The organism is Buttiauxella massiliensis, from assembly GCF_902500225.1.
Classification (GTDB): Bacteria; Pseudomonadota; Gammaproteobacteria; order Enterobacterales; family Enterobacteriaceae; genus Buttiauxella; species Buttiauxella massiliensis.
In genome coordinates, this window is record NZ_LR722653.1 from 197,292 (window position 1) to 211,926 (window position 14,635).

Annotated in this window: 9 protein-coding genes; 8 read left to right on the plus strand and 1 reads right to left on the minus strand. The window is 55.0% G+C overall.

The annotated features are described in order from the left end of the window. The first annotated feature begins 115 nt into the window (after positions 1-115). The 8 genes from GC128_RS11535 to yegS all read left to right on the plus strand — a co-directional run bounded on the left by GC128_RS11535 (position 116) and on the right by yegS (position 13,833). The gene (locus GC128_RS11535; RefSeq protein ID WP_151994420.1) at positions 116-1,348 is read left to right on the plus strand and encodes an MdtA/MuxA family multidrug efflux RND transporter periplasmic adaptor subunit; all 1,233 of its coding nucleotides are present in this window, start codon (positions 116-118) and stop codon (positions 1,346-1,348) included. Continuing rightward, positions 1,348-4,473, plus strand: a complete 3,126-nt coding sequence (locus GC128_RS11540) for an MdtB/MuxB family multidrug efflux RND transporter permease subunit (protein WP_151994421.1) — start codon at positions 1,348-1,350, stop codon at positions 4,471-4,473. The genes GC128_RS11535 and GC128_RS11540 overlap by 1 nt, the downstream gene beginning before the upstream one ends. Then, positions 4,470-7,553: a multidrug efflux RND transporter permease subunit MdtC gene (gene mdtC, locus GC128_RS11545; protein ID WP_151994422.1), complete on the plus strand. Its 3,084-nt coding sequence runs from the start codon at positions 4,470-4,472 to the stop codon at positions 7,551-7,553. Before GC128_RS11540 ends, mdtC begins: the two co-directional genes overlap by 4 nt. Continuing rightward, entirely contained in the window at positions 7,550-8,965 is a 1,416-nt protein-coding gene (gene mdtD, locus GC128_RS11550; RefSeq protein WP_151994423.1) for an MFS transporter, read from the plus strand. The genes mdtC and mdtD overlap by 4 nt, the downstream gene beginning before the upstream one ends. Continuing rightward, positions 8,962-10,356, plus strand: coding sequence for an envelope stress sensor histidine kinase BaeS (gene baeS / locus GC128_RS11555; RefSeq protein WP_151994424.1), 1,395 nt, complete (start codon positions 8,962-8,964; stop codon positions 10,354-10,356). The genes mdtD and baeS overlap by 4 nt, the downstream gene beginning before the upstream one ends. After that, positions 10,353-11,075 carry an envelope stress response regulator BaeR gene (baeR, locus tag GC128_RS11560; protein WP_151994425.1) on the plus strand — a complete coding sequence of 241 codons (723 nt, stop codon included), beginning with the start codon at positions 10,353-10,355 and terminating at the stop codon, positions 11,073-11,075. Before baeS ends, baeR begins: the two co-directional genes overlap by 4 nt. A gap of 122 nt (positions 11,076-11,197) precedes the next feature. Further along, positions 11,198-12,544 (plus strand): prephenate-dependent tRNA uridine(34) hydroxylase TrhP, encoded by a 1,347-nt coding sequence (gene trhP, locus GC128_RS11565; RefSeq protein WP_151994426.1) that lies wholly within the window; start codon positions 11,198-11,200, stop codon positions 12,542-12,544. Between the two features lie 389 nt (positions 12,545-12,933). Continuing rightward, positions 12,934-13,833 (plus strand): lipid kinase YegS, encoded by a 900-nt coding sequence (gene yegS, locus GC128_RS11570; RefSeq protein WP_151994427.1) that lies wholly within the window; start codon positions 12,934-12,936, stop codon positions 13,831-13,833. A gap of 22 nt (positions 13,834-13,855) precedes the next feature. Here the strand turns inward: yegS and GC128_RS11575 are convergent, their stop codons facing one another. Continuing rightward, entirely contained in the window at positions 13,856-14,629 is a 774-nt protein-coding gene (locus GC128_RS11575) for an ABC transporter ATP-binding protein (RefSeq protein ID WP_151994529.1), read from the minus strand. Between the last annotated feature and the right edge of the window lie 6 nt (positions 14,630-14,635).

Consider the following 14,635-nt stretch of genomic DNA (forward strand, 5'->3'; position numbering starts at 1 on the left):
AGTACTTCATATTTCCTCCATTTTTCCGCCGCCTTAACTCACTACACTAGTATCATTAGGCCTAACCCCTGAGTACGACGGGGATAATCGTTTCAGGAAGAGAAGACGTAAATCTATGAAAGGCACATTCACCGTACGTGGGTTATGGATTGCAGCAGCAGTCATTGTCGTTATCGCCGCCATTTTTTACTGGCGCCATTCGAGCACGGATAACGACACCGCAGGTTCGCAATCAACTCAGCAGCGCCATTCCGGCAACCGCCAGGGGATGCGCGGCGGTGCACTAGCGCCGGTTCAGGCCGCAACGGCGACCAGTGAATCTGTACCCCGTTATCTCACAGGTCTTGGCACTATCACTGCCGCGAACACCGTTACTGTGCGCAGCCGTGTGGATGGGCAATTACTGGCGATTCACTTCCAGGAAGGGCAGCAGGTAAAAGCAGGTGATTTACTGGCTGAAATCGATCCAAGCCAGTTCAAAATTGCTTTAGCTCAGGCTCAGGGCCAATTAGCCAAAGATCAGGCCACATTAGCCAATGCCCGTCGCGACCTCGCTCGCTTCCAGCAACTGGTCAAAACCAACCTCGTTTCCCGCCAGGAAATGGACGCACAACAAGCACTCGTGAACGAATCTATCGGCACCATCAAAGCCGATGAAGCCGCCGTTGCCAGCGCGCAATTGCAGCTCGACTGGAGCCGCATCACCGCACCAATCGATGGCCGTGTGGGGTTAAAACAAGTCGATGTTGGCAATCAGATTTCCAGCAGTGATACCGCCGGGATTGTAGTGCTGACCCAAACACATCCTATTGACCTGATCTTTACCCTGCCTGAAGGTGATATTGCCACCGTGGTAAAAGCGCAAAAGGCAGGAGCAACACTGAGCGTTGAAGCCTGGGATCGGACTAATAAGCAAAAGCTCAGCAGCGGTTCATTGCTGAGTCTTGATAACCAAATTGATGTCACCACTGGCACCATCAAGCTGAAAGCACGTTTTAACAATGAAGACGACGCGCTATTCCCGAACCAGTTCGTCAACGCGCGCATGCTAGTCGATACCCAGCAAGATGCCGTGGTTGTTCCCACTGCTGCGGTACAAATGGGCAACGAAGGCAACTTTGTCTGGGTGCTCAATAGCGAAGATAAAGTCAGCAAACACCTGGTCACAACCGGGATTCAGGACAGCCAAAAAGTGGTGATTACCGCCGGGCTGGCAGCCGGGGATCGCGTCGTCACCGACGGCATTGATCGCCTGACCGAAGGCGCGAAAGTGGAAGTGGTTGAAGCGCAATCAGCTACAGCCAGCGACACCGAAGCCAAACCCAAACGTAACGGAGCGGCTTCCTGATGCAGGTGCTACCGCCGAGAGCCACAGGCGGCCCATCGCGCCTGTTTATCCTGCGCCCCGTTGCCACCACGCTGTTGATGGTTGCCATCCTGCTGGCCGGGATTATCGGTTACCGTTTCCTGCCCGTTTCTGCATTGCCAGAAGTTGACTACCCAACGATTCAGGTGGTGACGCTGTACCCAGGTGCCAGCCCGGATGTGGTGACATCAGCCATTACTGCGCCGCTTGAGCGCCAGTTTGGGCAGATGTCCGGCCTCAAACAAATGTCCTCACAAAGCGCTGGTGGTGCATCGGTGGTGACGCTGCAATTCCAGCTCACGCTGCCGCTGGATGTCGCCGAGCAGGAAGTGCAGGCCGCGATTAACGCCGCCACTAATCTGCTGCCCACCGACCTGCCGAACCCGCCGGTTTACAGCAAAGTTAACCCAGCCGATCCACCGATTATGACGCTCGCCGTCACCTCTTCCGCGATGCCGATGACGCAAGTTGAAGATATGGTGGAAACACGTGTCGCGCAGAAAATTTCCCAGGTTTCCGGTGTCGGTTTGGTGACGCTTTCCGGCGGCCAGCGCCCGGCGGTGCGGGTGAAACTCAACGCACCCGCCATTGCCGCCTTGGGTTTAACCAGCGAAACCGTGCGCACCGCGATTACCAGCGCTAACGTCAACTCGGCAAAAGGCAGCCTCGATGGCCCGGAACGCGCCGTCACGCTGTCTGCCAACGACCAAATGCAGTCTGCGGATGAATATCGCAACCTGATTATCGCTTACCAAAATGGCGCGCCGATTCGCCTTGGCGATGTGGCAACCGTAGAACAAGGTGCGGAAAACACCTGGCTCGGTGCGTGGGCCAACAAACAGCCTGCGATTGTGATGAACGTGCAGCGCCAGCCGGGTGCCAATATCATCGACACCGCCGACAGCATTCGTGCGATGTTGCCCGCATTAACCAAAAGTTTGCCAAAATCGGTCGAAGTGAAATTACTCAGCGACCGCACTACCAATATCCGCGCCTCGGTCAGCGACACGCAGCATGAGCTGATGCTCGCCATCGCCCTGGTGGTGATGATTATTTACCTGTTCCTGCGAAACGTTCCGGCGACGATTATTCCTGCCGTCGCCGTGCCGCTTTCGTTAATCGGCACGTTCGCAGTGATGGTGTTTCTCGATTTCTCCATCAATAACCTGACGCTGATGGCGCTAACCATCGCCACCGGTTTTGTGGTCGATGACGCGATTGTGGTGATTGAGAACATCTCGCGTTATATCGAAAAAGGCGAAAAGCCCCTCGCCGCCTCACTTAAAGGCGCCGGGGAAATTGGCTTTACGATTATCTCACTGACCTTCTCGCTGATTGCGGTGCTGATCCCACTGCTGTTTATGGGCGATATTGTTGGCCGTTTGTTCCGGGAATTTGCCGTCACGTTGGCTATTGCGATTCTGATATCGGCGGTAGTGTCGCTTACGCTGACGCCGATGATGTGCGCGCGGATGTTAAGCCACGAATCGCTGCGCAAGCAGAACCGTTTCTCCCGCGCCAGCGAACGCTTCTTCGATAGTGTAATTGCCGGTTATGGGCGCATGTTAACCCGCGTATTAAACCACCCGTGGCTCACGCTGGGAGTCGCTTTTGGCACCCTTGCTCTCACTGTTGTACTGTGGATTTTCATTCCGAAAGGCTTCTTCCCGATCCAGGATAACGGCATTATTCAGGGTACCTTACAGGCACCGCAATCTGTCTCCTTTGCCAGCATGGCGCAGCGCCAACAGCAGGTTGCAGATGTGATAATGAAAGATCCTGCGGTCGAAAGCCTGACTTCATTTATAGGAGTGGATGGTACCAATCCATCTCTGAACAGTGCGCGTTTGCAAATCAACCTCAAACCATTGAGCGACCGTGACGACCGTATTCCGGTAGTGATTGAGCGTTTACAAACTAACGTGGCAAAAGTGCCGGGGGTCGAGCTTTACCTGCAACCAGTGCAAGACTTGACCATCGATACAACGGTTAGCCGTACGCAGTATCAGTTTACCTTGCAGACTACTTCGTTGGATGAACTCAGCACCTGGGTGCCGCAGTTAACTGAAAAATTGCGAGCATTGCCGCAACTGGCGGACGTCAGCAGCGACTGGCAGGATCAGGGGCTGGTGGCCTATGTGAATGTTGACCGGGCCAGTGCCAGCCGCCTTGGTATCTCCATGTCAGATGTCGATAACGCGCTCTATAACGCATTTGGTCAGCGCCTGATTTCCACTATTTATACTCAGGCCAACCAGTATCGCGTGGTTCTTGAGCACGATACCAGCACCACACCGGGCCTGAGCGGATTGGATAATATTCGCCTTGCCAGCACTGATGGCGGTAGCGTGCCGCTGAGTAGCATTGCCAAAATCGAGCAGCGTTTTGCACCGTTGACGATAAACCATCTCGACCAGTTCCCATCTACGACGTTCTCATTTAACGTCACGAGCGGCCATTCGCTGGAGGATGCGGTAAAAGCGATCACGGCGGCGGAAAAAGATCTGGCGATGCCGACCGATATCACCACCCAATTCCAGGGCAGCACCCTCGCCTTCCAGAATGCGTTGGGCAGCACTATCTGGCTGATTGTTGCCTCCGTGGTGGCGATGTACATCGTGCTTGGCGTGTTATACGAAAGCTTCATTCACCCGATAACAATCCTTTCGACACTGCCGACTGCGGGCGTAGGCGCACTCATGGCATTAATGCTGGCGGGAGCCGAACTGGATGTCATTGCCATCATCGGCATCATTTTGCTTATCGGTATCGTGAAGAAAAACGCCATCATGATGATCGACTTCGCCCTGGCGGCGGAGCGCGAGCAAGGTATGAAGCCTTACGACGCGATTTACCAGGCCTGTTTGCTGCGTTTCCGCCCGATTCTGATGACCACGCTTGCCGCCCTTTTGGGTGCGTTGCCGCTGATGCTTTCAACCGGCGTCGGTGCCGAATTGCGCCGCCCACTCGGGATTGGCATGGTCGGTGGTCTGCTGGTGAGCCAGGTATTAACGCTGTTTACCACGCCGGTGATTTATCTGCTGTTCGATAATCTTTCGCACGCGGTGCGCCGCCGTTTCGGTCGTCGCGATGAGGAAGTGCTGTGAAATTCTTCGCACTGTTCATCTACCGGCCAGTCGCCACCATTTTGCTGACCGTCGCCATTACGTTGTGCGGCGTGCTGGGCTTCCGTTTATTGCCTGTCGCTCCGCTGCCGCAGGTGGATTTCCCGGTGATTATGGTCAGCGCATCGCTGCCGGGCGCGTCGCCTGAAACCATGGCTTCGTCCGTTGCCACGCCGCTGGAACGCGCACTCGGGCGCATCGCGGGCGTTAACGAGATGACGTCTTCGAGTTCACTGGGCAGCACGCGCATCATTCTTGAATTTGCTTTTGATCGCGATATCAACGGCGCGGCGCGTGATGTGCAGGCGGCAATCAATGCCGCGCAAAGCCTGTTGCCGAGCGGGATGCCGAGCCGCCCGACCTATCGCAAAGCCAACCCGTCAGATGCACCAGTCATCATCTTGACGCTCACTTCCGACACCTTTTCCCAGGGCCAGCTTTACGATTTCGCCTCCACGCAACTGGCGCAAACCATCGCGCAAATTGACGGCGTCGGCGATGTAGACGTTGGCGGTAGCTCCCTTCCGGCGGTGCGCGTTGCACTGAATCCTCAGGCGTTGTTTAACCAGGGCGTGTCGCTGGATGCGGTGCGCAAATCGATTAGTGACGCCAACGTGCGCCGCCCGCAAGGTGCAGTCGAAGACGCTGCTAAACGCTGGCAATTGCAGACCAATGACGAACTCAAAACCGCCGCCGAATATCAGCCGCTGATTATCCATTACAACAACGGCGGCGCGGTGCATTTGAGCGATGTCGCCACCGTCACCGATTCCGTGCAGGATGTGCGCAACGCCGGGATGACCAACGCCAAACCGGCGATTTTGCTGATGATTCGTAAATCCCAGGAAGCGAATATCATCGAAACGGTGGACAGAATCCGGGCGAAAATCCCGGAACTGCGTGAAACCATTCCGGCCTCGATAGATTTACAGATTGCTCAGGATCGCTCGCCAACGATTCGCGCCTCGCTTGCGGAAGTTGAACAATCGCTGATTATCTCCGTCGCGCTGGTGATTCTGGTGGTGTTTCTGTTCCTGCGCTCCGGGCGCGCCACGCTGATCCCCGCCGTAGCGGTTCCGGTGTCGCTGATTGGCACCTTTATCGCCATGTATTTGTGCGGTTTTAGCCTGAATAACTTGTCGTTGATGGCGCTGACTATCGCCACCGGTTTTGTGGTGGATGACGCCATCGTGGTGTTGGAGAATATTTCCCGCCATCTCGAAGCGGGCGTTAAACCGTTGCAGGCGGCGTTGCAAGGCGTGCGCGAAGTCGGTTTTACCGTGTTGTCGATGAGCCTCTCTTTAGTCGCCGTTTTCCTGCCGCTGCTGTTAATGGGCGGTTTGCCGGGGCGATTATTTAAAGAGTTTGCTGTCACGCTGTCCGTCGCCATCGGGATTTCGCTGGTGGTGTCGATTACGCTGACGCCGATGATGTGCGGCTGGTTACTCAAGAACAAAGCGCAGCATACGCCAACCCGCAAACGGGGATTTGGGCGCGTGCTGGTCGCCATGCAACAGGGTTATGGGCGTTCGCTAAAATGGGTGCTGAACCATACCAAACTGGTTGGCGTAGTTTTGCTGGCGACCATTGCGCTGAACGTCTGGCTGTATATCGCCATTCCCAAAACCTTCTTCCCGGAGCAAGACACCGGGCGTTTGATGGGCAACATTCAGGCTGACCAGAGCATTTCCTTCCAGGCGATGCGCGGCAAACTACAAGACTTTATGAAGATCATTCGTGAAGATCCGTCGGTGGAAAACGTCACCGGGTTTACCGGCGGTTCGCGGGTGAACAGCGGCATGATGTTTATCTCGCTCAAGCCGCTTTCCGAGCGCAAAGAAACCGCGCAGCAGGTGATCGACCGCCTGCGTAAAGCGCTGGCAAAAGAGCCGGGAGCCAGCCTGTTTTTGATGGCGGTGCAGGATATTCGCGTCGGCGGTCGCCAGGCCAACGCCAGTTATCAATACACGCTGCTTTCCGATAATCTCGCCGATTTGCGCACCTGGGAGCCGAAGATTCGCCAGGCGCTGGCAAAACTGCCGCAGCTCGCGGATGTGAACTCCGACAGCCAGAATAACGGCGCAGAAATGGATCTGATTTATGACCGCGAATCCATGGCGCGGCAGGGGATCAGCGTCCAGGACGCCAACGCCCTGCTCAACAACGCCTTTGGGCAACGGCAGATTTCGACCATTTATCAGCCGCTTAATCAGTACAAAGTGGTGATGGAAGTTGACCCGCGTTATACGCAGGACATCAGCGCGCTGGACCAAATGTTCGTGATTAATAAAGAAGGCAAGGCAATACCACTTTCGTGGTTTGCGAAATGGCAACCGGCGAATGCGCCGCTTTCGGTTAACCATCAGGGGCTTTCGGCGGCGTCGACCGTGTCGTTTAACTTGCCGACGGGCGTGTCGTTATCAGAAGCCAGCGACGCCATCGACCGTACCATGACCGCGCTTGGCGTGCCTTCCACGGTGCGCGGCATGTACGCCGGAACCGCGCAGGTGTTCCAGGACACCATGAAATCCCAAGTGATGCTGATCATCGCCGCCATCGCCACGGTGTATATCGTGTTGGGGATTTTGTACGAGAGTTACGTGCATCCGCTGACGATTCTCTCAACGCTGCCGTCGGCGGGCGTCGGCGCATTGCTGGCGCTAGAAATATTCGGCGCGCCGTTTAGCTTAATCGCGCTGATTGGCATCATGCTATTGATTGGGATTGTGAAGAAAAACGCCATCATGATGGTGGATTTCGCCATCGACGCCCAGCGCAACGGCAACCTGAAACCGGAAGAAGCAATTTTCCAGGCCTGCCTGCTGCGTTTCCGCCCGATAATGATGACCACGCTGGCGGCGCTGTTTGGCGCATTGCCGCTGGTGCTGACCAGCGGAGATGGCGCAGAACTCCGCCAGCCGCTGGGGATCACTATTGTTGGCGGCCTGGTCGTCAGCCAGTTACTGACGCTGTATACCACGCCGGTGGTTTATCTGTTCTTTGATCGTTTGCGTGTACGGTTTGCGCGTAAAAGCCGTAAAGATGAGGTATTGAACTCATGACCGAATTGCCTGCCGCCGTGCGCTGGCAACTGTGGATCGTCGCCTTCGGCTTTTTTATGCAGTCGCTTGATACCACCATCGTCAACACCGCCCTGCCCTCGATGGCGGCGAGCCTCGGCGAAAGCCCGCTGCATATGCACTCGGTTATCGTGTCGTATGTGTTGACGGTGGCGGTGATGTTGCCCGCCAGCGGCTGGCTGGCAGACCGTGTTGGCGTGCGCAATATCTTCTTCACCGCCATCGTGCTGTTTACCACCGGCTCGCTGTTTTGTGCTCACGCCTCCACGCTTAACGAGCTGGTGATGGCGCGCGTGGTGCAAGGGATTGGCGGCGCGATGATGGTGCCGGTCGGGCGCTTAACGGTGATGAAAATTGTGCCGCGCGAGCAATATATGGCGGCAATGACCTTTGTCACGCTGCCCGGTCAAATCGGCCCACTGCTTGGCCCGGCGCTCGGCGGCGTGCTGGTGGAATACGCCTCCTGGCACTGGATCTTCCTGATTAACCTGCCGGTTGGGATTATCGGCGCGATTGCCACCCTGTGGCTGATGCCCAATTACACCATGCAGACGCGTAAGTTCGACATGTGGGGCTTTGTGTTGCTGGCATTCGGCATGGCGGCGCTGACCATCGCGCTCGATGGCGCAAAAGGTTTGGGCGTTAGTGCTTCCACCGTTTGGCTGTTGGTCGGCGGCGGTGTGGCGGCGATAACCGTTTATCTGTGGCATGCCAAAGCCAATGACAACGCGCTGTTTAATCTCAATCTATTTAAGACACAGACTTTTTCTCTCGGCCTGTTGGGCAGTTTCTGCGGGCGCATCGGCAGCGGCATGATCCCGTTTATGACGCCAGTATTCCTGCAAATCGGCCTCGGCTTTTCGCCATTCCATGCGGGCCTGATGATGGTGCCGATGGTGCTCGGCAGCATGGGCATGAAGCGCATTGTGGTGCAGGTGGTTAACCGTTTTGGCTATCGCAACGTGTTGGTTGCCACCACGCTCGGTTTAGCGCTGGTGATTTTGTTATTTATGGCAACCGCGCTGTTGGGCTGGTATTACCTGCTGCCTGTCGTGCTGTTCCTGCTCGGCATGGTGAACTCCACCCGTTTTTCGTCGATGAACACTTTAACGCTCAAAGACTTACCGGATGACCTCGCCAGCGGTGGCAACAGCATGTTGTCGATGGTGATGCAGTTATCGATGAGTATCGGCGTGACCATCGCCGGGCTGTTGCTCGGCATGTACGGGCATCATCAACTGACGGCAGACAGCGCCGTCGTCCATAGCGTGTTTATGTATACGTATCTCAGCATGGCGGTGGTTATCGCCCTCCCCGCGCTGATTTTCGCTCGCGTCCCGAAAGACACCACCAAAAATGTCGTGATTGCACGGCGCAAAAGGAGGAGCTCATGAAGCTCTGGCGGCCAGGCATTACCGGCAAACTGTTCCTCGCGATTTTCTCGACTTGCTTGCTGGTGCTGGCAATCATGCACTGGGGTGTGCGGCTCAGTTTCGAACATGGGTTTATTGATTACATCAAACGCGGCAATGAACAGCGGCTGGAAATGCTGAGCGACGCGCTGGGCGAGCAATACGAACAGCACGGCAACTGGCAGTTTCTGCGCAATAATGATCGCTTTATGTTCAAGCTGCTGCGCTCGTTCGAGCATGGCGATGTAGAAAATAACAACCTGCCACCGCACGGCTGGCGCACTCAATTCTGGGTCGTCGACCAGGATTATAACGTGCTGGTTGGCCCACGTGGCCCGGTGCCAACCGACGGTATGCGCCGGGCGATTAAAGCAAATGGACGTGATGCGGGATGGGTGGTCGCTTCGCCGGTTGAGCGCCTGACGCGCAACACCGATATTAATTTCGACCGCCAACAACGGCGCACCAGTTGGATCATCGTCGGCCTGGCAACATTGCTCGCCGCCGCCGCCACGTTCTTGTTGGCGCGCGGTTTGCTGGCTCCGGTGAAGCGGTTAGTCGAAGGCACACATAAGCTGGCTGCCGGGGATTTCAGCACCCGCGTCGATTCTACCAGCCAGGACGAACTAGGCAAACTGGCGCAGGATTTTAACCAGCTCGCCAGCACGCTTGAGAAAAACCACAACATGCGCCGCGCTTATATGGCGGATATTTCCCATGAATTACGTACTCCGCTGGCGATTTTGCGCGGCGAACTGGAAGCGATTCAGGATGGCGTGCGCAAGTTCACGCCAGAGTCCGTCGCCTCGTTGCAAATGGAAGTGGCGACGCTGACCAAACTGGTGGATGACCTGCATCAATTGTCGATGTCCGACGAAGGTGCTCTGGCGTACCAGAAACAGTCTCTGGATATCATCAATCTGCTGGAAATAGTGGCGGGCGCATTCCGCGAGCGTTTCAACTCGCGTGGCCTGAGCATCAGCCTTGAGCTACCCGACCACGCCACCATTTTTGGCGACAGCGACCGTTTAATGCAGCTCTTCAATAACCTGCTGGAAAACAGCCTGCGCTACACCGACGCGGGTGGCCAGCTAGTCATTTCCGCAGAAGTGGTGAATCAACGTTTCGTGATGCACTTTGCCGACAGCGCGCCAGGTGTGAGCGATGAACAACTCACCATGCTGTTCGAGCGTTTCTATCGCGCCGAAGGATCACGCAACCGTGCCAGCGGCGGCTCGGGCCTTGGCTTGTCTATCTGCCAGAACATTGTTGCGGCCCACAACGGCAAGCTTTCCGCCGCGCATTCGCCTTTCGGCGGGGTTAGCATTACAGTAGAGTTACCGCTGGAGCCAGAATCGTTGAGACCTGTATGACCGAATTACCGATTGACGAAAACACACCGCGTATTTTAATTGTTGAAGACGAGCCAAAGCTCGGCCAACTGTTGATTGATTACTTACGTGCCGCGGGATATGCGCCAGAGTTGATTACCCACGGCGACAAAGTGCTGCCTTTCGTGCGCCAGACGCCGCCGGATTTGATCCTGCTTGATTTGATGCTGCCAGGCACCGATGGCCTGACGCTGTGCCGTGAAATTCGCCGTTTCTCTGAAGTTCCGATTGTGATGGTGACCGCCAAAATCGAGGAGATCGACCGCCTGCTGGGGCTGGAAATTGGTGCCGATGATTACATCTGTAAACCGTACAGCCCACGTGAAGTGGTGGCGCGCGTGAAAACTATTTTGCGCCGCTGCAAACGCCAGCGCGACCCGGTTGCAGCCGATGAAATCAGCCCGCTGATTATCGACGAAGGCCGTTTCCAGGCGAGCTGGCGTGACAAACTCCTCGACTTAACGCCTGCGGAATTTCGCCTGCTGAAAACCCTCTCCCACGAACCGGGCAAAGTGTTCTCTCGCGAACAATTATTGAATCAGCTTTATGATGATTATCGCGTGGTGACTGACCGCACCATCGACAGCCACATTAAAAACCTGCGCCGCAAGCTTGAGTCGCTGGATGAAGAACAGTCGTTTATTCGCGCCGTCTATGGCGTGGGTTACCGCTGGGAAGCGGACGAGTGCAGGATTGCGTGAGGGTAGTTTCTGGAAGCAATTAGCGCTACAATTCCCGCCCTAAAATTGTGCCTAAGGCACGCGCCTTAAAATCATCGCACCCAGTGCGGTGATTTCTGACCTGAAATCAGAACGAGAAAATCATGTTTAAACCAGAACTCCTTTCGCCAGCCGGAACGCTGAAGAATATGCGTTACGCTTTTGCCTATGGTGCCGATGCGGTTTATGCGGGCCAGCCGCGTTACAGCCTGCGCGTACGCAATAACGAATTCAACCACGAGAACCTCCAGCTCGGCATCAACGAAGCTCATGCGCTGGGTAAAAAATTCTACGTGGTGGTGAATATCGCCCCGCATAACGCCAAGCTGAAAACCTTTATCCGCGACCTAAAACCGGTAATTGATATGGGCCCGGACGCGCTGATTATGTCAGATCCTGGTTTAATCATGATGGTGCGCGAAGCATTCCCGGAAATGGATGTTCACCTCTCCGTGCAGGCGAACGCCGTCAACTGGGCGACCGTGAAGTTCTGGAAACAAATGGGGCTGACGCGCGCGATTTTATCACGTGAGTTGTCGCTGGAAGAGATTGCCGAAGTACGCGAACAGGTTCCGGATATGGAGCTTGAAATCTTCGTTCATGGCGCTCTGTGCATGGCCTATTCTGGCCGCTGCCTGCTTTCTGGTTACATCAACAAGCGCGACCCGAACCAGGGCACCTGCACCAACGCCTGCCGTTGGGAGTACAAAGTTGAAGAAGGTAAGGAAGATGATGTCGGCAATATTGTGCATCTTCATGAGCCGATTCTGGTCCAGAACATTGAGCCAACTTTGGGCTCGGGCGCACCAACCGACAAAGTGTTTTTGATGGAAGAAGGTAAACGTCCTGGCGAATACATGACGGCGTTCGAAGACGAACACGGCACCTACATCATGAACTCCAAAGATCTGCGCGCCATTGAACATGTTGAGCGCCTGACCAAAATGGGCGTGCACTCGCTGAAAATCGAAGGCCGCACCAAGTCTTACTATTACTGCGCGCGTACCGCTCAGGTTTATCGCCGTGCGATCGACGATGCCGCTGCAGGAAAACCGTTCGACCCAACGCTTCTGACCACGCTTGAAGGGCTGGCGCATCGCGGTTATACCGAAGGTTTCTTACGTCGCCATAATCATGATTCTTATCAGAACTACGAGTACAGCCACTCGGTTTCTGAAAGTCAGCAATTTGTCGGTGAATTTACCGGTGAACGCCGTGACGGCCTGGCAGAAGTGAAAGTGAAGAACAAATTCCTGTTGGGCGATAGCCTTGAGTTAATGACCCCGCAGGGTAACGTCACTTTCACACTTGAGGTGCTGGAAAATACCAAAGCGCAGCCGATTGAAGTCGCACCTGGAGATGGCCACACCGTTTGGATGCCTGTACCAGAAGATGTTTCGCTGGATTACGCGCTGCTGATGCGCAATTTGGTTGCTCAGAACGCGCGCTAAGTCACTCATTGTGGGTATTTTTTCCGCGCCAGGACATTTCTTAGAAACCGATCACATACCGCTTCGCTGTATGCGGTTATTATCGCCGGGCTGAAAAACATAACCCATAAATTCTAGCTATATCCTAATAATTCGAATTGTAGAAAGGCGGCGACGCAGTGAATCTCCGGGAGCTTACTCAAGTAAGTGACTGGGGTGAACGAGGAAAGCCAACGCATCTACAATTTGAAGTATGACGGATATGTACCAGGAACCACCTCATTGGCCTGTGGAATCTCCCTTCCGCAGGCCTTCTTTTTTGCTAAACCCCGCAGACTCAGCCTGTTCTTACCCGCAAATCCCACACATAAGATACACTTTGAATTCAACTACATTTCCCGAGGTCCGCCATGGAGCAGTTTCCGGTATCGCTCGTCATTCTGAACGGCAAAGGTGCTAATAACGATATTTTGCGCAGCGCCGTCAAAGTCATGCGTGATGAGGGGTACACGTTACACATCCGCGTCACCTGGGAACAAGGTGATGCGATTCGCTATGTTGAAGAAGCATCCAGGATGGGCGTTGATACGGTTATTGCCGGAGGCGGTGACGGCACGATAAACGAAGTGGCGACCGCGCTGGCGCAACTGGCCCCTGAACACCGTCCGGTGTTGGGCATTTTACCGCTCGGCACCGCCAACGACTTTGCCACCAGCGTAGGCATTCCACAGGAGTTGGACAAAGCGCTGCAACTGGCAATTGTCGGCAAAGGGACGCCTATCGATCTGGTGCAGGTGAACGAATCGGCCTGGTTTATCAATATGGCGACCGGTGGTTTCGGGACGCGTATCACCACCGAAACACCGGAAAAACTTAAAGCAGCACTGGGCGGGATCGCCTATTTCGTTCACGGCCTGATTCGCCTCGACACGCTCAAACCGGATCGCTGCGAAATTCGTGGTGAGAATTTTGAGTGGCAAGGCGACGCGCTGGTGATTGGTATCGGCAATGGCCGCCAGGCGGGCGGTGGGCAGGAACTCTGCCCGCAGGCATTGATTAATGATGGTTTACTTGAGTTGCGTATTTTTACTGGCGAAGAGTTGCTCCCGGCAATTTTTAAAACTCTGACGCAGCCGGACGACAACCCAAATATTATTGATGGGCGTTCATCCTGGTTTGAGATAACCGCCCCGCACGACATTACTTTTAATCTTGATGGCGAGCCGCTGACCAGTCAGAAGTTCCGCATTGATATCCATCCGAATGCGCTGAGCTGCCGTCTGCCACCAAACTGCCCGCTGCTGGGTTAAGCAGACGGGCAATTGAGTCGAGTCAGAACTGCGCCACCTGCTGGGCCATTTCACGGCTATATTGGCGGCTGGCGTTAACCAGCATTTGCGTATACGGATTTTGCGCGGCACCGCTGATTAAATTATCGGTGCCGAGCGATTCCAGAATACGCCCGTGTTGCATCACACCCACGCGATGGCATAAATGCGCAATGACGCCTAAATCGTGCGTCACCATTAAATAGGTGAGTTTCGATTCTTGCTGTAAATCCGAAAGTAAATTGAGAATTTCCGCCTGCACCGAAACATCCAATGCCGAAGTAGGTTCATCAAGCAGCAGCACTTCCGGTTCAAGTATCAGCGCACGTGCAATCGCCACACGCTGACGTTGTCCACCGGAAAGCTGATGCGGATAGCGACTGCGAAATGCCCGGTTTAAACCAACTTTATCCAGCATCATATTGATACGCCGGTCGCGGTCAGTGAATCCCTGGATTTGTAGCGGCTCCTCCAGAATATCGCCGATGGTATGGCGCGGATGGAGCGAACCGTAGGGATCCTGAAACACCATTTGCACCATGCGGCACCGCTCGCGGCTGATTTTGTGCTCGAGTTCAGTTCCGTCAATCACCAACTTGCCCTGCCAGTGGGTAAATAAACCCGCCAGGCATTTCAGCACCGTGGTTTTCCCGGAACCCGACTCCCCCACCAGGCCAAAAATCTCGCCGTGCCCAACGTTAAAATTCACATCGAACAGCACCTGGTTGGTTTTCGCCCCTTCGCCAAAGGTTAAATTGAGCTGACTGACTTCAATCATGGATGA

Excerpts from the sequence above, each read along its gene's own strand:
- GC128_RS11535 (WP_151994420.1), top strand. The coding sequence starts at position 116 with ATGAAAGGCACATTCACCGTACGTGGGTTATGGATTGCAGCAGCAGTC.
- GC128_RS11575 (WP_151994529.1), bottom strand. The coding sequence starts at position 14,629 with ATGATTGAAGTCAGTCAGCTCAATTTAACCTTTGGCGAAGGGGCGAAA.
- GC128_RS11540 (WP_151994421.1), top strand. The coding sequence starts at position 1,348 with ATGCAGGTGCTACCGCCGAGAGCCACAGGCGGCCCATCGCGCCTGTTT.
- trhP (WP_151994426.1), top strand. The coding sequence starts at position 11,198 with ATGTTTAAACCAGAACTCCTTTCGCCAGCCGGAACGCTGAAGAATATG.
- yegS (WP_151994427.1), top strand. The coding sequence starts at position 12,934 with ATGGAGCAGTTTCCGGTATCGCTCGTCATTCTGAACGGCAAAGGTGCT.
- mdtD (WP_151994423.1), top strand. The coding sequence starts at position 7,550 with ATGACCGAATTGCCTGCCGCCGTGCGCTGGCAACTGTGGATCGTCGCC.
- baeS (WP_151994424.1), top strand. The coding sequence starts at position 8,962 with ATGAAGCTCTGGCGGCCAGGCATTACCGGCAAACTGTTCCTCGCGATT.
- baeR (WP_151994425.1), top strand. The coding sequence starts at position 10,353 with ATGACCGAATTACCGATTGACGAAAACACACCGCGTATTTTAATTGTT.